This window comes from Rheinheimera sp. SA_1 (genome assembly GCF_001669775.1).
Lineage (GTDB): Bacteria > Pseudomonadota > Gammaproteobacteria > Enterobacterales > Alteromonadaceae > Pararheinheimera.
In genome coordinates this window covers 850,603-869,670 of record NZ_LXWK01000015.1, presented here as the reverse complement: position 1 = coordinate 869,670, position 19,068 = coordinate 850,603, and the positions used below count along the sequence as shown (strand labels likewise).

Annotated in this window: 18 protein-coding genes and 1 other RNA gene; 12 read left to right on the top strand and 7 right to left on the bottom strand. The window is 48.5% G+C overall.

Annotation, left to right across the window (positions count from 1 at the left end):
* Positions 1-149 precede the first annotated feature (149 nt).
* The 3 genes from A5320_RS11250 (at position 150) to ffs (ending at position 1,907) form a co-directional block, all read left to right on the top strand.
* Complete coding sequence (locus tag A5320_RS11250) at positions 150-1,061, top strand: DUF3014 domain-containing protein (RefSeq protein WP_068064359.1); 912 nt, start codon at positions 150-152, stop codon at positions 1,059-1,061.
* Between the two features lie 43 nt (positions 1,062-1,104).
* The gene (locus A5320_RS11245) at positions 1,105-1,692 is read left to right on the top strand and encodes a 1-acyl-sn-glycerol-3-phosphate acyltransferase (protein WP_068064352.1); all 588 of its coding nucleotides are present in this window, start codon (positions 1,105-1,107) and stop codon (positions 1,690-1,692) included.
* 118 nt (positions 1,693-1,810) lie between these two features.
* An RNA gene (gene ffs / locus A5320_RS11240) (signal recognition particle sRNA small type) lies at positions 1,811-1,907 on the top strand.
* 111 nt (positions 1,908-2,018) lie between these two features.
* On the opposite strand, the gene A5320_RS11235 is transcribed toward ffs, so the two are convergent.
* Entirely contained in the window at positions 2,019-2,192 is a 174-nt protein-coding gene (locus A5320_RS11235) for a DUF2496 domain-containing protein (RefSeq protein WP_082971726.1), read from the bottom strand.
* A gap of 25 nt (positions 2,193-2,217) precedes the next feature.
* Positions 2,218-2,526, bottom strand: a complete 309-nt coding sequence (locus A5320_RS11230) for a late competence development ComFB family protein (protein ID WP_068064947.1) — start codon at positions 2,524-2,526, stop codon at positions 2,218-2,220.
* A 171-nt stretch (positions 2,527-2,697) separates the two neighbouring features.
* On the opposite strand from A5320_RS11230, the gene A5320_RS11225 reads away from it, so the two are divergent.
* Positions 2,698-3,801, top strand: coding sequence for a tryptophan 2,3-dioxygenase family protein (locus A5320_RS11225; RefSeq protein WP_068064943.1), 1,104 nt, complete (start codon positions 2,698-2,700; stop codon positions 3,799-3,801).
* 52 nt (positions 3,802-3,853) lie between these two features.
* Here A5320_RS11225 and A5320_RS11220 read toward each other — a convergent pair whose 3' ends face one another.
* The 4 genes from A5320_RS11220 to dinG are packed head-to-tail and all read right to left on the bottom strand — an operon-like array spanning position 3,854 to position 8,236.
* On the bottom strand, positions 3,854-4,780 hold the full coding sequence (locus A5320_RS11220; protein WP_068064349.1) for a histone deacetylase family protein: 927 nt from the start codon (positions 4,778-4,780) through the stop codon (positions 3,854-3,856).
* Positions 4,780-5,418: a primosomal replication protein PriC gene (gene priC / locus A5320_RS11215; RefSeq protein ID WP_068064347.1), complete on the bottom strand. Its 639-nt coding sequence runs from the start codon at positions 5,416-5,418 to the stop codon at positions 4,780-4,782. Before priC ends, A5320_RS11220 begins: the two co-directional genes overlap by 1 nt.
* Positions 5,415-6,194, bottom strand: a complete 780-nt coding sequence (locus A5320_RS11210; protein ID WP_197490068.1) for a sulfite exporter TauE/SafE family protein — start codon at positions 6,192-6,194, stop codon at positions 5,415-5,417. The genes priC and A5320_RS11210 overlap by 4 nt, the downstream gene beginning before the upstream one ends.
* Before the next feature lie 2 nt (positions 6,195-6,196).
* Positions 6,197-8,236 carry an ATP-dependent DNA helicase DinG gene (dinG, locus tag A5320_RS11205; protein WP_068064343.1) on the bottom strand — a complete coding sequence of 680 codons (2,040 nt, stop codon included), beginning with the start codon at positions 8,234-8,236 and terminating at the stop codon, positions 6,197-6,199.
* 355 nt (positions 8,237-8,591) lie between these two features.
* Here dinG and A5320_RS11200 point away from each other — a divergent pair, with 355 nt between their 5' ends.
* Positions 8,592-11,549, top strand: a complete 2,958-nt coding sequence (locus A5320_RS11200) for a TonB-dependent receptor domain-containing protein (protein ID WP_068064341.1) — start codon at positions 8,592-8,594, stop codon at positions 11,547-11,549.
* 241 nt (positions 11,550-11,790) lie between these two features.
* Here A5320_RS11200 and A5320_RS11195 read toward each other — a convergent pair whose 3' ends face one another.
* Positions 11,791-12,147, bottom strand: coding sequence for a hypothetical protein (locus A5320_RS11195; protein ID WP_068064339.1), 357 nt, complete (start codon positions 12,145-12,147; stop codon positions 11,791-11,793).
* Between the two features lie 388 nt (positions 12,148-12,535).
* Here A5320_RS11195 and A5320_RS11190 point away from each other — a divergent pair, with 388 nt between their 5' ends.
* The 7 genes from A5320_RS11190 to recR all read left to right on the top strand — a co-directional run bounded on the left by A5320_RS11190 (position 12,536) and on the right by recR (position 18,850).
* Complete coding sequence (locus A5320_RS11190; RefSeq protein WP_068064338.1) at positions 12,536-12,916, top strand: HvfA family oxazolone/thioamide-modified RiPP metallophore; 381 nt, start codon at positions 12,536-12,538, stop codon at positions 12,914-12,916.
* Position 12,917: 1 nt separating this feature from the next.
* Complete coding sequence (locus A5320_RS11185) at positions 12,918-13,757, top strand: HvfB family MNIO-type RiPP peptide maturase (protein WP_068064332.1); 840 nt, start codon at positions 12,918-12,920, stop codon at positions 13,755-13,757.
* 1 nt (position 13,758) lies between these two features.
* Positions 13,759-14,505, top strand: coding sequence for an HvfC family RiPP maturation protein (locus tag A5320_RS11180; protein WP_068064330.1), 747 nt, complete (start codon positions 13,759-13,761; stop codon positions 14,503-14,505).
* A gap of 290 nt (positions 14,506-14,795) precedes the next feature.
* On the top strand, positions 14,796-15,347 hold the full coding sequence (gene apt / locus A5320_RS11175) for an adenine phosphoribosyltransferase (RefSeq protein WP_068064328.1): 552 nt from the start codon (positions 14,796-14,798) through the stop codon (positions 15,345-15,347).
* 58 nt (positions 15,348-15,405) lie between these two features.
* Complete coding sequence (gene dnaX, locus A5320_RS11170; protein ID WP_068064326.1) at positions 15,406-17,652, top strand: DNA polymerase III subunit gamma/tau; 2,247 nt, start codon at positions 15,406-15,408, stop codon at positions 17,650-17,652.
* Positions 17,653-17,891: 239 nt separating this feature from the next.
* Positions 17,892-18,218, top strand: coding sequence for a YbaB/EbfC family nucleoid-associated protein (locus A5320_RS11165; RefSeq protein ID WP_068064324.1), 327 nt, complete (start codon positions 17,892-17,894; stop codon positions 18,216-18,218).
* A 29-nt stretch (positions 18,219-18,247) separates the two neighbouring features.
* A complete protein-coding gene (gene recR / locus A5320_RS11160; RefSeq protein WP_068064322.1) occupies positions 18,248-18,850 on the top strand; it encodes a recombination mediator RecR in 603 nt (200 codons plus the stop codon).
* Positions 18,851-19,068 lie beyond the last annotated feature (218 nt).

Genomic DNA, 19,068 nt, shown 5'->3' with positions numbered 1-19,068 from the left:
CTAACTATTGCCGACTTTGCCATACAATGCAACGCTCTGATCTACAGAATGAATCTGTAGTTGTGCCGAAGCTGTAACTGCCGGTGGAACGCCACCGGCGCTTCGGGTACAGTAGCACACTGTTGTTATTCGTTATTTGCGAGGGATCTATGTCTAACCGCACGCCAAGTCAAACCACCGATCGAACTTCTCAACAAACGACTACAAATCCGGCAACGCAGCGCTGGATTGGCCCCGTTGTCGCAGTGATTATTCTGGCAGCTGGCGGCTGGTATTTTTTAAAACCCGAACCTGTGCCAGTGATAGTCACAGAAACAACAGCCGCAGTGCCTGAGGTGACGACACCGGTGACCGAACCGGCCGATGTGTTATCTACAGCGCAAGAGCCTGCCGATGAAATCAGCGCACAGGCGGCGGATGCTGGCATTGACGGCACCGCATTACCAGCCGAGCAGGAAGTGGTCGCCACTGAACCGCTACCGGCACTCGACGAGTCCGATGGGGTGGTAAAACAAAAATTGCTGGCGTTGCCATGGCAAGCAGGATTGTCATCGTTGTTTGTCGGCGAAGAAATGGTCCGGCGCTTTGTCGTGCAGATTGACAATATTGCACAAGGCCGGCTGGTACCGGAACAAGCCCTATTTAAAGGTTTGACACAGGATTTTAAAGCGACGCAAACCGGTCAGCAGTATCAGTTGGATATCGCCAATTATCAGCGTTATCAGCGGCATCTGGAGTTATTGGAAAGTGCGCCACAAGCCGAAGTAGTGGCGCTGTTCAATCAGCTTTATCCGTTGATGCAACAGGCTTATCTGGAGCTTGGTTACCCGGACGCACAATTTCGTGATCGGGTTCAACAAGCGATCCAGCAGCTGTTAGCGGCGCCGGAAATTGCCGATGGTCCAATGTTGGCGCTGGATTCGGTGCAATACACTTTTGCCGATGCCGAAATCGAGCAACTGTCGATGGCGCATAAACAAATGGTGCGGTTAGGTCTGAAAAATCAACAACGACTGAAATTGTTGCTGGCGGCTTATCAGCCGTTGTTGGCAAAAAAATAGCAAAACATATGAATGAAATATTGGCAGAAGAAGGTTGTTGTCAATGACACATTGGCCGGAGTTACCCAAAGAAGCCCCAAAACACCAGAGCCCGGCGGCGCAAAAATTTGGCCGCTGGGTACTTGAAAAGCTCGGCTGGCAAATTGAAGGTAATTTGCCGCCGTTGTCTAAATTTGTAGTGGCGGTGGCGCCGCATACTTCCAACTGGGATTTTGTGATTGCGATGGCCGCCAGTCTGGCGCTGGGCGTGAAAATTTCGTTTTTAGGCAAACACAGTATTTTTGTCTGGCCACTGCGGAACTGGTTATTACGTTGGGGCGGCATCCCGGTGCGCCGCTCCGAGCGACATGGTGTGGTGGAACAAATCGCCCGCCAGTTTGCTGATCAGCCGCAGTTAATCCTTGGTGTGTCGCCGGAAGGCACGCGCAAAAAAGTCACCACCTGGCGCTCCGGCTTCTGGAATATTGCCAGAACCGCCGGTGTACCTATTCAATTGCTTGGCCTGGACTATGCGCAAAAGAAGCTGGTGTTTGGACCTTTACATCAGACAGGTGATAATTTCGAACAGGATTGTCAGCAGATGCGCGTGTTTTTTCAGCAAATGACCGCGAAAAAACCAGAATTTGCGTAGTGTGATGCGAAGAATGGGTTGCGATGCGTGGCGGTTTTGCGCATAATGCGCCCGCGTCAAAGGTAAGCCTCAACTTGCCACGATGCATTTTTCGTTATGTTCGTTACAATGGTGGCCTTATCGGTCCTCTCGCAATACTAGTACGTGAACCCGGTCAGGTCCGGAAGGAAGCAGCCGAAGCGTATGACGTGTGTGCCGGGATGTGGCTGGTAAGGCTACCACCCAAATTCTCCTTTGTTTTACCTCTTTATGTTCCCCGAAATTGCAGTGTTCCCACTTATCCAGTTGGTTTTTTACTACATTAGAAAGATTTTTACACTTGAGGTTCAGCCTTGTGGCTTTATTGCTGCAAAAGCTCGCTGAAAATCAGCCTGTACTATCTCCAGCGCCGCCAGAATCACTGCCGGTGGCAACTGCTGTTGTTCCAGTAACATAATTAAATCAACGGCTAACTGTATTTCGATGGCAGCCTGCGCCAGCGGCACAGGCTTGTTTACCATCGCTATTTCAGATTTTGATTCAGATTCAGGCATCAATAGCGGTCGTGGTTGGGGCGGTTTGGTCATCAGCCTTCAGATTATCCGGACTGTCTAAAAATGCGCGGCCTTTGGCAACGGCTTCTTTCACTCGGGTCACCATTTCAAAACGTTCGGTTTGTGGCAGGTAAAACGCTAAATCCACTTCATAACGAATATATTTACAGGGCAGCTGGTTCAGCACGATACAGGATAAGTCGGCCAGATATTCAGGATCCTGATCCGTTAATCCCAGTTCCAGCAGGTGATCAAGCATCAGTTTTTCGTAATAGTTGTGGATATCATCATGTAGTTTCATCAACTGCTCCATCGTCGTTTGCGGTCAAACAGGTTGACCTGACTGGTTTTTTTGTTCGGCTAAGCATAAACCCTCACCAGCAAAAATGCCACAGCTGGTCAGACTGACATTGTGGCTGATGCACTGCTACAATGCGCAGTCGCAATTAAGGCCATCGGCCGGATCCTCATTATGCAAAAAAATACCACGCCTTGTTATTACGGCGATTACCTGCAACTCGATAAAATTTTGACGGCACAAGCGCCGGAAAGCGCCAAATATGGCAATGAAGCCCACGACGAAACCTTATTTATTGTGGTGCACCAAGTGTATGAGCTGTGGTTTAAGCAAGTGTTACACGAGTTAAAGTCAGTGCTTTCAGTATTCGCTGCGACCGAAGTTAAGGATGAACAACTGACAGGTGTGGTGCATAAGCTAAAACGGGTGATCACCATCCAGCAGCTAATGAACCAGCAGATTGGCGTGATGGAAACGATGACGCCGCAGGATTTTATGTCATTTCGCGACTATCTGGTGCCGGCTTCTGGTTTTCAGAGTGTGCAGTTCAAAATGTTAGAAATTGGTCTGGGTCTGAAAAGTGGCTACCGGATTGATTATGATAAAAACTCCTTTTACAGCCGCCTCAATGAACAAGATCGCTTGTTCTTGCAAAGTCTGGAGCAACAACCGAGTTTGTTTGAGCAAGTCGAAAAATGGCTGGAGCGGATGCCGTTTTTAGAATTTGGCGATTTTAGTTTTTGGCAGATGTACCAAAACGCTACTACCCAAATGCTGGATGAAGACGAACAAACCGTCCGTAGCATTGTGCAAATCGCCGAACATGAGCGTGAGTTGCAACTTGGCGAAATTGACAAAACCCGTGCTAAATTTGCCGCTTTACTGGATAACGATAAATATAAGCAGTTACAACAGGATGGCAGTTTCCGGCTTAGTCAACGCGCGATGCTGGCAGCGCTGTTTATCAGTTTGTATCAGGAAGAGCCGGTGTTTAACCTGCCATTTCAGGTGCTAACCTGCTTGACTGAAATCGACGAAAATCTGACGATCTGGCGGTATAAACACGCCATGATGGTGCAGCGGATGTTGGGAACCAAAATTGGCACTGGCGGCTCATCTGGCCATGATTACTTAAAACGCACCACCGAAAAAAATCGGATCTTTACCGATTTATTCCATATGGCGACTTTTTTACTGCCAAAAGCCAGTCTGCCGCAACTGCCGCAGACATTGAAACGTCAGTTAGGGTTTTATTTTGCAGGAGCAGGTCAGCCGTAACCCGAACTATTGCGCACTGTTATATAAAGCGCTGATGCCGGTTTGTTCGATGTTAAGTCTGAATGTCGATCGGCAACTGCCTGCTGGCAAATGCCGCTTTAAACAGCTGTAAATGCACAGCAGTTAATGCCACCAAATCCCGCTGATAGCCACCACCAATTACGGCGGCCAGCGGGATTTTTAACTCATGACAGCGATTGATAACGCAACTGTCGCGCGCCAGAATGCCTTGGGTGCTCACGGATAATAATCCCAAATCATCCTGCTGATGAATGTCGACGCCGGCATCATACAACACCAGATCGGGCTGATGCAGTGCCAACAAATAATCCAGACTTTGCTGCACGGCTTCCAGATAAGGTGCATCAGTGCAGCCGTTGGGCAGTGCCAGATCCCAATCTGATTGTTGTTTTCGCGCCGGGAAGTTTTTCTCACCATGCAAAGATGCAGTAATGATATTTGGATCATCGGCAAAAATTAACGCACTGCCATCGCCTTGATGTACATCACAATCAAAAATCAGAATTTTATCGACGCCTTGTTGTTGCAGGACCCGGGCGGCAACGGCCAAATCGTTAAACAGACAAAAGCCGCTACCTTCGCCGGCAAATGCATGGTGATAACCGCCACTTAAATGCAGGGCTAAACCATGTTGTAATGCAAGTTGAGCGGTTTGAATGGTGCCGCCGACGGAACGCAGGCTGCGGTTAATCAGAAACTCTGACCAAGGAAAACCAATTCGCCGTATCGCTTTGGCGTCAAGCTGTCCTGAGCACAACGCTTCTATATAAAGAGTGTCATGGACTAACGCCAGTTCAGCCTGGGTTGCCGAAGTGGGTTCGACAAAACAATCAAGAGGCACGCCAGCGGCTAACAATGCCTGATATAAAGCACAGTATTTACCAATGGGATAACGGTGCCTATCCGGTAATTGCAGTTCGCTGTAGCAGGAGTGATAAATAAGCGGTGGCCAGTGCATCAGAACTCGCGTTTTTGTTCCAGCCACTGAATTTCGGCTTCGAGTTGGCTGATAGCTTTACGACAGCGGCCCAAGCGGGCGTGCAAGGCCAGTTGCCGCACCGGATCTTGTTGTTCACGCGCTGCTTCGTTAATTAAATCCAGCAACCGCCTCTCAAACTCATGGGTTTCACTGAGCTTTTGATACAACGCCTGATGTGAACCACCCAGCTCTGCCAGCAGTTGTCCGGCGCGATGCCGTTGCGGTGTTGTTGGTGCCTGCGCCGCGGTTTTTGCCGGACGCCATTTACTTTTTTCACGCTGGCGGACATCAAGACAAGAAAAAGCCCGGCCAAGCGCCTGCATTTGCGCCGATAATTTTTCGGCGAGGCGTTGTTGGTTTTGTTGTTGAATGATCAATAATTCGCCAGCGCCACGGATTGGTTGTTGCAGTCGTTGCAACAATTGCATCGCCTCTTGTACATAATCGAGTAGTTGTGGTGAATGGCATTGAAATAAGTCGGAAGCAAACCAATCGCGACGCTGCCAGGCAGGCGCTTGTTGATCAATTTTGCTGGCCTGACTGGCCAGCTTCAATAACTGTTGTTCCAACTGGTCGGTGAGAAGCTGCCACTTGTATAGAGAAGTGCTGCTGGTCATGTCGAAAACCAGGTTTGCCAAATCAGTCGTAGGGCAATGGCCATCACCATCACTATAAAGAGTGGTTTGATCAATTTACTACCAAAGCGAATGGCGGTGTGTGCGCCGAAGTAAGATCCGACCATCAGGCATAACCCCATCGCCAGCCCCAATTGATAATGAATGTGACCAAGCATCGCAAAGGTCACTAACGCAAAACCGTTACTGACAAAATTCATCGAACGCGCGACACCACTGGTCAGCAGCAGATTGATTTTGTATAACGCCATTGTCGACACCATCCAGAATGAACCGGTACCAGGTCCGGCGATGCCATCATAAAAGCCAAGCGTTAACCCCTGTAGCCGTTGTGTCCAACGATTTTTGCGGTTTTCTTTGGGGAGCATAAGCTGATCATCAGGTTGTACTTTGGCAAACAGACTATAAATTGCGGCTACCAGGATCAGCACTGGCAGTACTTTTTCCAGCGTTTGTTTACTGATTTGATCCACCACCAACACACCCAGGCAAGCGCCAATAGCCGTTGCCAGCAGGGCATGGCGCCAGTACCTTGGATCAAATAGTTTTTTGCGGTAATAAGTAACCGAAGCGGTTAACGAGCCAAAAGTTGCCGCCAGTTTATTGGTGCCAAGCACCAGATGCGGTGGTAGGCCAGCAGTCAGCAGGGCCGGAACCGTTAATAAACCACCACCGCCGGCAATCGCGTCAATAAAACCCGCCATAAAAGCGACCCCACATAGCACCAGCCATAAACTGGGTTCAAGCGCAAATTCCATGATTATCCGTCAATTTGTTGCCGAAACGGCGGGAGTGCTTTTAGCATGGCACTGCCATACGACTTGGTGACTAAACGTCGGTCCAGAATCACAATTTTGCCTTGATCCTGTTCCTGACGCAGCAGTCTACCACAGGCTTGCACCAGTTTCCTTGCCGCAGCTGGCACCGTTAACTGCAAAAATGGATTGCCGCCGCGTTTGGTCACTGCTTCTGCCATCGCTTCTTCAAAGGGGGATGTTGGTACCGCAAAGGGTAGCTTGGTGATGATCAGATTGGTTAATAAAGCGCCCGGCAAATCGAGGCCCTCCGAAAAACTCTGAGTACCAAATAAAATACTGCCGTTGCCACCTTCAATTTTCATTTTATGCAAATCAAGCAACGATTGCCGGCCGGCTTCGCCCTGTACTAACAAGGTAAATCCTTGTTCGCGTAAGGCTTTCGCCACCTGTTCCATTTGCCAGTAACTGGCGAATAGCACCAGATTGCCGACTTGTTTATCCAGATATTGCGGCAACACAGTGATCAATTCAGCGGTGAATACATCGGAACTTGGTTCACTGTTTAATTTAGGGATATGGATTAAACCCCGTTCGGCATAGGCAAAAGGTGAACTGACCTGTAGGGTCTGTAAGCCAGGATGGTCGGTTAAACCCAGTTCTCGTTTGATGTAATCAAAGGAATTTAGCGAGGTTAGAGTGGCGGAACACAACAGCACCGTATGCGCTTGTGAAAATAATAATTCATCAAGTTGAAAACTGACTGACAACGGGCAGGCATGGCCCCGAATTTGCTGGTCGCGCTGACTAAGCCAGCGCGCCTGATTCACATAATTTGTCTGCGGCACTGACCACAGTTGCCACAACTGATGTTGCCCGGAAAACTTTTGTTCCAGCACCGACAGCTCATGTTGCAACGGCAACAGCACTTTATTGCGTACTTTGCCTTCGCTGGCGAGTTCCAATAATTGCTGGAACAACTTTTCGATACAAGACATTAACTTGCCGCTATGTTCAGCCAAGGTATCAGCCTGACGCGAAAACAGCTCTGGTAAGACCGCATCGACAAACCGGTGATGTGGCGAATTGGCGAACCACTGACTTTGTTTGCTAATAGCCTGTTGCATCGGTTTGAGCAGATTAAAAAAGTCTTGCGATAACTCAACCAACTTTAAGGTTTCACGTATGGCGCCGTGGTGGGTCAGATTACTTTGCAAATTCTGATACAGTTTGTCGATTTGTTGTTGCCAATAGTTGCAATCGATATTGAGCTGGGTGTCGGCGGAAAAAAAATCGCGCCCACAATCAGCCAGATGGTGCGCTTCATCAATGACATAAATGCATTCTTCCGGCTTTGGCAAAATACTGTTGCCTGAGGCTAAATCGGCTAGCAGCAAGGCATGATTCACCACCAGCACCTGACTGTTGTCGATTTCAGCGCGAGCCAGATGAAAAGGGCAATTTTTATGTGCCGGATGTTGTTTATGACAATGATAAGCATCGGCCTGGATACCTGCCCAGGCCTGATCCGTCAGCTGAATTGGCAGCGAATCGCGATCACCCAACCAGCTGCGGTCGTCCCAGGCTGCTTGCAACTTGGCTAGCTGTGCCGGATCACTGGCTTGCCATTGTGGTAGCAAATCGGGCTGTAATAGTTGATCACGTAGCCGCTGGATACAGGCGTAGCGCTGGCGACCTTTAATCAGTGTGAACTCAAACGGCAGTTTGCTATGACTTTGAAAAAACGGTAGATCTTTAAACACCAGCTGTTCTTGCAAAGCCACTGTCGCCGTTGCAATGACCAGCGTTTTTTTCTTGTGCAGCGCGAGCGGGGTCGCAGCCAGTAAATAAGCCAACGATTTGCCGGTGCCGGTGCCGGCTTCGATCAGGCCGATGCGATCATGACTATGATAAGAACCAGCAATGATGTTGGCCATTTCAGCGACCAGTTTGTTTTGAGAAGGGCGTGGTTGATAGCCGGGTAATCCGGTTTTGATCAGTTGATGGATGGCTTTGATTTCAGCCTTCTGTCCGGCGCTCAGCATAAGAATACTTGTATAAATTTACAGGTATCTCATTGTAAACAGTCGGTGGATGTCGTGCAAACTCAGATGAACGCCAAAAAACCGACGATGAGATGCAAGTATCCGTTAGCAAATGCCTGACTCTTTATTAACCAAATAACATTTGATTTTACTGGACGGAACTATTTACAGTCATTGTTGTGGCACGACAACGAATTAACGGTTTTGTTCCATCAAATTTGTTGACCTTTGAAAAAAAATACGTTTATTATCGAAGTCGGTTCACGGAAACGTTCCGTAACAGTTCGCCTGAAAGTATATGATTCAGGCTAAAAAAATAGAATCACTTATTACAGTGGTCCAGGGAGAATAAAACATGTTTGCTGCGAATAAACTATCAAAGTCGGTAAAAATCGCGCTGGTCTTAGGGGTTGCCTCACCTCTGTTCTTTTCTCAGGGCGTTGTAGCCCAGGAAGAACCAGCTGCTGATCAAACAGTCGAAAAAATTCAGGTAACCGGTAGCCGGATCCGTAGTGCCAACGCCATGTCGACCAGCCCAATTGCAACCATCGGCGAAATCGAAATTAAGCAACAACAGCAACCTGAAGTTGAACGTATTATCCGTAACCTGCCATCTGCGCTGCCAGGTGACGGTTCAAACGTAAACAACGGTTCTGGTGGTGCTGCTTCAATCAACTTACGTGGTCTGGGCCGTAACCGTAACTTGATCCTGATGAATGGTAAGCGGATGGTTCCGTTTAACACTCAAGGCCATGTTGATACTTCTTCTATCCCAACAGCACTGATCGATCGTATCGATCTGGTCACTGGTGGTGCATCAGCTGTATACGGTTCTGATGCAATTTCAGGCGCCATGAACGTTGTTCTGAAAAACGACTTCGAAGGTGTTGAATTCGAAACAGGCCATTCCCGTTCTGCTGAAGCCGATGCTTTCTCTCAAAATGCCAGCCTGACTTTAGGTGGCAATTTTGATGATGACAAAGGTAACGCTGTTCTGTCTCTCGGCTGGTTAGATCGTGATTCTCTGCTGTTAGGTCAGCGCCCACTGGGTAACCTGGGTATCGTGACTGCAACTGGCGGCAACTACCAAAACTTCCTCGATGGTATTGCTCCAACTCCACCAGCTGATCCAGCGTGTGGTGGTCCAGGTGCAGTAGCTGCTGGCGGTTCAGGTACTACGCTGCCAACGCGTATTGGTCTGTTTGGTGTTCCAAGTGTTGCCGGTCAGTTCCGTGATGGCGGTAATCTTGGTGCAAACTGTTCGGTATTTAACTTCAACCCGTTCAACTACTACCAGACTCCAGCTAAGCGTTACAGCGCTACAGCATTAGCACGTTACAACCTGAACGACGAACATACTGTATTCACAAACGTAAACTACGTAACGACTTCAGTAGACACGCAAGTTGCGCCATCAGGTATTTTCGGTACTGCCTTCTGGATCCCAATGGCAAACCCGTTCTTAAATACTCAAGCTCGTAATTTCATCCTGAACGGTGCAAATGCTGCTCTTGGTAGCATGAATGCGACCAACTGGCGTGACACGAACAACAACGGCGTTGTTGATCAGGCTGACTCCTTACGGATGAACATTTTCCGTCGTACTGTTGAGTTAGGGGCACGTTCAACTGGTTATGATTCTGACCAATTCCAGTTCGTGACTGGTGTGGAAGGTTTCCTGACGGATACCTGGGCTTATGAAGTTTCAGCTCAGCACGGTCAGACTAAACGTTTAGACGTCAGCGCTGGTTACACTAACGTTGCGAACATTGCAAACCAGTTAGATGCAGTATCAGAAACCGCATGTCGTAACGGCGATTCAAGCTGTGTGCCAATCAACTTATTCGGTGGTTTCGGTTCTATCACTGAAGAAATGGCTGCTTATGCTCGTGCAACTGCTTTCGTTGCAACTGAATATCAACAACGTGTGGTTTCAGGTTCTATCAACGGTCCATTCGACGCTATCGTATCTCCTTGGGCTGATTCACCATTGTCAATGAGCTTCGGTTATGAGTGGCGTGAAGAAGAAGCGTTTTCTAACCCAGATGAATGTTGGAAATTAGCTCCAGCCAGCTGTTTAGGTGGCGCCGGTGGTAACCAATTGCCAGTAGGCGGTATGTTTAAAGTAAACGAACTGTTTACTGAAGGTAAAGTGGCACTGATTGAAGATGGTTTCCTGTCAGATGTTGTCGAGCTTGAGTTTGGTTACCGCCATGGTAATTACAACACTGTTGGTGACAACGGTTCATGGAAACTGGGTGTTGCATGGCGTGTCAACGATGAGTTGTTATTCCGTGTGATGAACAACGCTGCAACTCGTGCTCCTAACGTAGGTGAATTGTTCGCGCCACTGACATCAGGTCTGGATAACGCGACGATGGACCCATGTTCAAAGGCCAACGCTGCAAATATTGATGCTACTTTACGTGCCCGTTGTATTGCAACTGGCATGACAAACGCACAAGTAGGCGCTGTTGACGACATCATTTCTGGTCAAATCAACGTATTCTCTGGTTCTGACCCACTGTCTCCACCAGATGCAGAAGATGCAAAAACCACTACCATTGGTTTCGTATGGACACCAGAATTTGACGGTGTTGAACGTGTAAACTTGTCTGTTGACTACTACGATATCTATGTTGATGGTTATATCGATACCAACACGCCACAAGAAGTACTGGATGGTTGTTATATTCTGGGTAACCAGGCTCAGTGTGACCTGATCACACGTGATGGCGGTACGCTGATTTCTGATATCTCTGGTATCCAGCAGTACATCACCAACCTTGATTATCTGAAAACAACTGGTTATGAAGTTCAGTACTCTTTTGGCTTCAACTTAGCGTCTATGGGTACTGTTGATTTCTCTGGTCAATTGAACCACTACATCGATGTTGAAACTTTAAGTGCACCAACTTCAGAAGTGATCGACTGTAACGGTTATTTCGGTACCAGCTGTGATCCGCAACACGAAACTCGTGCGAACCAGCGTGTAACCTGGAACTATGAAGATTACTCATTAGGCTTTATGTGGCGCTGGATGAGTGACATCGATGTTGAGCCTGGCATGGCAAGCGGTACTTTTGCTGCGTTCCGTCACATTGGCTCTTACAGCTATGTAGATATGTACGGCAGCTACCAGATCAGTGAAGCGATGAAAGTGAACTTCGGTGTGGATAACCTGCTGGATCGTGAAGCTCCGGTTGTTGGTAACGAAGCTGCTTCTACCACGTTTAACTCTGGTAACACCTTCCCATCTCACTACGATATGATTGGCCGTACTTACCGCATGACTCTGAACGTTAAGTTCTAATCTGCGCTGCACTGGTGACAGTGCTGAAAGTACGCTATCAGCTGCCAGAACGTCATCGATGTTCCGGCGGATGGTAGAACAAATAAAAAAACCGCCTTCACCGGCGGTTTTTTATATTTGAAGCAGCATAAAGATGTAAGTCATATATTGCTCACGAGTTCCATCAGGGAGCAATTTTTATCTATTTAACGACCACCTCATCAATTAGCGTGCTGACTCAGCAATAGCTAAAAGCTGCAGATCAGGCATAGATTTTTGCCGAGCAATGCTGACAGCGTTGCCGGGCGGGATCGCGCAATAACAGTTCTCGTTCGATACGCTGTTCACAATCGCAGCATAATCCGTATAACCCCATATCCATTAAACTAATAGCGGCCAGTAAGGCTTCCAGTCGCATTGCTTTATTTTTCAACTCCGGTGTTAACCACTGCTGTAACAATTCCGGCCAGTGACTGAGCGGACTCTGCGCCAGTTTTAATGACAGATTGCCAAATTCAGGTTGATGTTCCTGTTGAATGTACTGGACTATTTGCAACCGCAATTGTTGGATCTCTTCAAGCATTTGCGCTCTGAGCATCGTGGTCATGGCTTTTGGCATCTCAAACCTCAAATAACTTTGATGGGACTTGGCTGATTGTGGCCAGTTTTGGCAATCGATGTTCTGATACAGATCAAAGGTAAAGACATTAGCAAGCACGTCGCTGATACTTTATGCTAAACATGCAAAGTGCATGTTTTCAGAGTAACCGGAAAATATGTTGGTCATTTTTTTGTACGCTGAAATTTTATCGCGGTTATCCAGGTCTACTTATCGCAGTCGGGATATTTACCCAAAGTCATTGAAGATTCGGGTAGGCAGCAACTAATCGAAGCTCCAGGAATATAGCTGTTTTAGGTGACTGGGGTGAGTGAAGGCGGCCAACAAGCATCGTCAAGGATGACGGGTATAACCCGGCCAACCTCAACAACAGCAAAGGATTAAAATCATGACAACAATCAATCGAAAAGTTACCGCAGTGGTAGGTGTTTTTGTTTTAGGTTCGCTGAGCAGTATTGGTGCGGTGCAGGCGCAGGATTTTACTGCGACTGAGTTAAGTGGTGGTTATCAGCTGGCAGCCACGGAAGCATCTTGTGGCGCAGATAAAACTAAAACTGATGACAAGACCAAAGAAGCAAAATGTGGTGCAGATAAAGCAAAAGCCACTGCCGATAAAGCCAAAGAAGGTAAATGTGGTGAAGGCAAGTGTGGCGAAGGTAAATGTGGTTCCGACAAGGCTAAAGCTGTAGCCAAAGATAAAGTCAAAGACACCACTGAAAAAGCCAAAGAAGGTAAATGTGGTGAAGGCAAATGCGGTGGCATGAATTAAGATGACAGCTTTTGGCGGGGTAGGGCTTGGGCTGCGACGGGAGCTGTTGGATCCGGTGCTGCAGCATAAGCCTGACATCATCGATTTTTTTGAAGTCGCCCCGGAAAACTGGCTGCCGTTTGGTGGCAAGCTCGGTAAGAAGTTTCGTGCTTTGACCGAGCAACATGCCTTTATCTGTCACGGCCTGTCGTTATCGCTGGGAAGCCCGGATCCGCTGGATCTGGATTTCCTGGCCGACGTGAAAACTTTCCTGAAGACCCATCAAATTAAACTTTACAGTGAACATTTAAGTTATTGCTCGGCTGGTGGCCATTTATACGATTTAATGCCGATCCCCTTTACCAGCGCGGCCGCACGCTATGTGGCAAGGCGCATCCGCCAGGTGCAAGAAGTACTGGAACAGCAGCTGGTGATTGAAAATGTATCCTATTATGCTGCGCCAGGTCAGGAAATGTCGGAGCTGGATTTTACATTGGAAGTGCTGCAACAAGCCGATTGCGGCTTGCTGTTGGACGTCAACAATGTTTATGTCAATTCAGTGAATCATGGATATGACGCTAGAGCATTTATCGCTGCGATGCCGACACGGCAGCTGGTGTACGGCCATATCGCGGGTCATTATCACGCTTCTGATACTTTGCTTATCGACACCCATGGCGCTGCGGTGATAGACCCGGTGTGGCAGCTGCTGCAGTTTGCTTATCAGCAACATGGCGAGTTTCCAACGCTGTTGGAGCGCGATTTTAATTTGCCTGAGTTAGCCGTTTTGGCGCAGGAATTATTACAAATTAAAAGTTTGCAGCAACAAGCTTCGACAGCACAAATAAGGGTTGCCGGCTAATATGAGTGACTTCCAGCAGATCCAAAGTCAATTTGCCGAAGCTATCCGTGATCCGGCACAGCCGCTGCCGCCAGGCGTTGCACAGGAACGAATGGCTGTGTATCAGGACCTGTTTTTTAATAACTTGCTGAATTTTGTCAGCAGTGCTTTTCCGGTGCTCCGCACTTTATATAGCGAGCAACAGTGGCATGCCAAAGCCCGGCTGTTTTTTCAAAGCAGCTGCATGCACAGCCCGTATTTTCTGGATATCGCCGAAAGTTTTTTCACTTGGTTACAACAACAGCCGCTTGAGCCTGAAGATCCACCATTTTTGCTGGAGTTGGCACATTACGAATGGATAGAGCTTCACCTGGCAACCGCTCATCGCCAAGACAACCTGCCGTTGCTTGGACAAATAGATTCGACTCAACAACTGGCACTCGATGAACTGGCATTATTGTTGTGTTATCAATATCCAGTCAGTCAAATCTGCACTGAATTCAGACCTGAACAACCATCAGCGGCACCCAGTTTATTGTTGGTGTATCGTGATCCGGCCGATGACATTAAATTTATGGCGTTAAATCAATTAAGTGCCAGTTTATTACAGTTACTTATTAACACTCCGGGCGCCAGTTTGGCGGAATTAACCACGACGTTACAGACATTAGCCCCGCAATTAACTAACCAGCAGATTGGCGACGGTGCGCTACAATTGCTGCAGGAATTGGCGAAGAAAGGCGTGATCCGAGCTTTTCAATCTGCCTAAAATTCATTACCATGTTCGACCTTAATTTTAACTCTGATGAACAACGGGAATTCCCTGATGGCAGATGCAAATTTCAAAGAATCTTTTGGCCTGGTTCAGTTTTTGTTATTCCTGGTGGTATTCACAGGTTTGTTGTGTCTGGTGCCTATTCTGCGCTGGTTACAAATTCTGGGTTAAGCTACTTTCTGATCAGAAGAACCGCCGGTTGGCGGTTTTTTTGTCGATAGCACCCAGTCAGCACTGTTCTTTCCATTGTTTTTTTATCATTTATTTCAAGAGTGACCACGATTATGAGTCAAACCACAGCTTTCACCACGATGCTCGAGCAGGTGATTAAGTCAGTACCGGACTATCCAAAACCGGGTATTTTATTCCGTGATGTGACCAGTCTGATGCAGGATCCGGTCGCTTTTGCAGCTGTGATCGACAACTTCAAACAGCGTTATGCCAATCAGGGTTTTACCAAAATTGTCGGGACTGAATCCCGGGGTTTTATCTTTGGCGCACCTTTAGCTTATGCCTTAGGCGTAGCATTTGTACCAGTACGTAAACCGGGCAAGTTACCGCGTGAGCGTATTGCCGAAAGTTATCAGCTGGAATATGGTCAGGACACGTTGGAAATTCACCTTGATGCAATAGTGCCTGGCGATAAAGTGTTGTTAGTTGACGACTTATTAGCAACTGGTGGTACTATTGATGCCACGACCAAATTAGTACGCCGCTTAGGTGGCAATGTTAGCGATGCTGCATTTGTGGTGAATCTGCCGGATTTAGGTGGTGATCAACGTCTCGCGGCGTTACAGTTAAATGTCTATAGCCTGATTGATTTTGCTGGCCACTAAGCACTGAATTTGCTGAAGGGCCTCGTCAGGCCCGGTTGTTGGTAATCAAGGAAAGCAGATGAGTTATCAGGTATTAGCGCGAAAATGGCGGCCACAAAATTTTGGCCAGCTGGTAGGGCAGGACCATGTCAAAGCGGCCCTGACCAATGCGCTGACCCAGAATCGTCTGCATCATGCTTATCTGTTTACCGGCACCCGCGGGGTCGGTAAAACCACCATAGCGCGGATCTTTGCCAAAAGTCTGAACTGTGAACAAGGTGTCACCGCGACACCTTGTGGCGTTTGTAGTGCCTGCGTTGAAATCGACAAAGGTTACTTTGTTGATTTACTTGAAATTGATGCTGCTTCCCGCACCAAAGTTGAAGATACCCGCGATTTACTCGACAACGTGCAATACGCACCGAGCCGGGGTCGTTACAAGGTTTACCTGATCGATGAAGTGCATATGCTGTCCAAACACAGTTTTAATGCGCTGCTAAAAACGCTGGAAGAACCACCGCCTCACGTCAAATTTCTGCTGGCAACTACCGATCCACAAAAATTACCGATCACTGTGTTATCGCGTTGTCTGCAGTTCAGTTTAAAAGCGCTGAGCCAAAGCCAAATCAAACAGCATCTTGCTTATATTCTGGGCGAAGAAAAAATTGCCGCTGAAGATGAAGCGCTGGCGTTATTAGCGCGAGCTGCCAAAGGCAGTTTACGTGATTCACTGAGTTTAACCGATCAGGCGATTGCCCAGACCAACGGCCATATTGAGCTTGGCCCCGTGCGCGAAATGCTGGGATTTTTAGAACAGTCCTGGGCCGAGTTATTGCTACAAGATGTACTGAACCGTGATTTGCAGCTGATGCAACAACATTTAATGCAACTGATGACTCAACATAGCCAGGTGCATTCGGTGCTGGACGATATGCTGTCTTTGTTACATCTGGCTGCTTTATGCCAGTTTCAGCTCAGCGCCGCTGAACTTGCTTTGACCGAGTCAGCCTTTGTACGAGCCGTGGCAAAATCACAAAGCGCTGAAGCCATTCAGCTGTACTACCAGCTGTTATTGTCTGGCAAAAAAGATTTACCTTATGCCCCGGACGCCCGCACCGGTATTGAAATGGCGTTATTGCGGGCGATTGCCTTTGTACCGGCGGCACCAGGCCAGGATATAACTGAAAACACCGCACAGAGCGGCCGTGCTGCGGCACTTTCTGCTGCAGGGTTGCCGACAATCGCCACTCCGGTAGCACACCCGGTTGCAGTTCCGGTTCAGGCCGCTACAGTTGCAGATCAGCCTGTTGCCGAACCACACACGACACCAGCGGATATCGTTGCGGATCCGGCGATACCGCAAATCGATCCGATCACTGCCAGTATTATTGCTCGTCGTGCACAGGCGGTAGCTGCCGGAGCTGTTGACGAAAAAAAGTCTGAGCGCCAGCCGGCGCCTCAGCTCTTCAAACCTGTTGCACCGCAGATTACCATCGCGCCAGCATCGGCAGAATCAGCGCCTGCAGCACAGCTGACAACGCCAACAGCCGCTGCTGTTATTGCCGTAATACCATTAGCAGTTGAAGAGCAGGATGACGAATGGCAGCCAATAACGACGATGGCAGCCGTCAATACATCCGTCGATAATAATGATCAGGATGAAGAACCGGACCCGGTAGCCGATAGCGCCGGTGGTAATTGGGCCTGGCAACAATATCAGGCAGATGAACACACTTCTGATCTTAACAAAGACTCTGCTGCTGCGACCGGTGGCGATAATGCACAACCGATCCGCCATGCACTGCTCGATAGTTTGCAAGTGCAGGACCACGACAATACCGATTTTTTGGCCGATACTGTGCAGCAAGTGGCGATAGCCGAAGTCAGCCACCAGCCGCTGTATTTTCATGGCAGCATCGACGCTGGTAATTTTGCCGTGAAATATGCCAGTCAAATAGACCCATGGGCAGCGCGGATTGATCAACTGGCCATTGGTGGCCTGATGCGACTGTTCCTATTACATGCCAGCGCCGAGCGGCAGGACTCGCAGTTAAAACTGCAGGTGATGGCCAGCCAACGTCATTTGGATAACGAAAAGAACCGACAGACGCTGCAAACGGTGTTGTCTGCTTCTTATCAACAACCACTGGTGCTTGAGATTGAATTTTGTGAGCAAGTGCCGGACTGCCCGATCGCTATTCAGCAACGTATTGATGAAGCTCGACGGATTTATGTTGCGGCGGTACTGGCGGCAGATCCGTTGATACTGGCGCTGCAGCAACATTTTGCTGCCGAGCTGGTGGCGGATAGCTTGTTGGTTAATTAGCCGACTGCAGCTTGCGGACTCCGGATCCCTTGTATTTTGACTGTGATCTGATTATCGTGTCGGCCAGAACAAAGCAGAGCAGCGCATCGCTGGTGACTGCAGAAGTTGGGCGTCATAGCGCCAAATGACGCGACATTTTTGGTAACCATTTTTGATAACTATTAGACCATCGCCAGCGGGTTGCATCAGATCCGTATTGCCGCGATGATCCAAGCCTAACGCAAAGAGAGAGCATAATTATGTTTAAAGGTGGCATGGGTAATATCATGAAACAGGCGCAGCAGATGCAGGAAAAAATGCAGCGTGCACAAGAAGAAATTGCCAAGTTAGAAGTCACAGGCGAAGCCGGTGCCGGTATGGTCAAAGTGACGATGCTCGGTAACCACAACGTGCGTCGGGTCAGTATTGATGACAGCCTGATGCAAGACGATAAAGAAATGCTGGAAGATTTAATTGCAGCTGCAATTAACGACGCAGTGCGTCGGGTCGAAGAAACCAGCAAAGCAAAAATGTCCGGTGTTGCCGGTGGTATGCAGTTACCTCCAGGTTTTAAAATGCCGTTCTGATACGGCGCTAAGTTTCAGGATGATATGGCATGGGTAAGCATACACCGCTGGTACAGCAACTGATTGACGCGTTACGACTGTTACCTTCAGTTGGGCCAAAGTCGGCGCAGCGTATGGCGTATCAGCTGCTGGAGCGTAATCGCGAAGGTGGTTTACAACTGGCGCAGGTGCTGCAGCAGGCGATGCAAAAAGTCGGACATTGTCAGCAATGCCGCACCTTCTGCGAAGGCCTGCTGTGCCAGATTTGTTCCCATCCGGTTCGTGGCCATAGTGCAGTGATGTGTATTGTCGCCAGTGCCGCAGATTTATATGCGATTGAACAAACAGGCTTGTTTGCCGGGCGATATTTTGTGCTGCGCGGGCAGTTATCACCGCTTGATGGTATTGGTCCGGCTGAGCTGGGGCTGGATCAGCTGGCTAAACAATTGGCGCAAGGTCAGGTGCAGGAAGTGATCCTGGCGACGAACCCTACGATTGAAGGTGATGCGACCGCTTTTTACATTGCGGAACTGTGCAAGAAACATCAGATCCAGGTGTCGCGTCTGGCGCAGGGTATGCCAGTTGGCGGTGAATTGGAATATGTTGATGGCAGCACGTTGTCGTATGCCTTCAGTGGCCGTAAACCTTTTTAACCGGCCAACAATTTTATCCAGATGATTCACCAGAGCCTGACGTTTCAGGCTTTTTTGACTCAACAACCAACCAATTTCCCCCCCCTTGAAACTTTTGTCTTGCTCCCCCATATAGCTGTCAGTTCAAAACCAATTAGGTTTGAAATTTTCGGGTACATACCCTGCAATGCCCGCGGCACTGATGTGGCGTGAGTGGCGACAATATTGATAACAGGAGC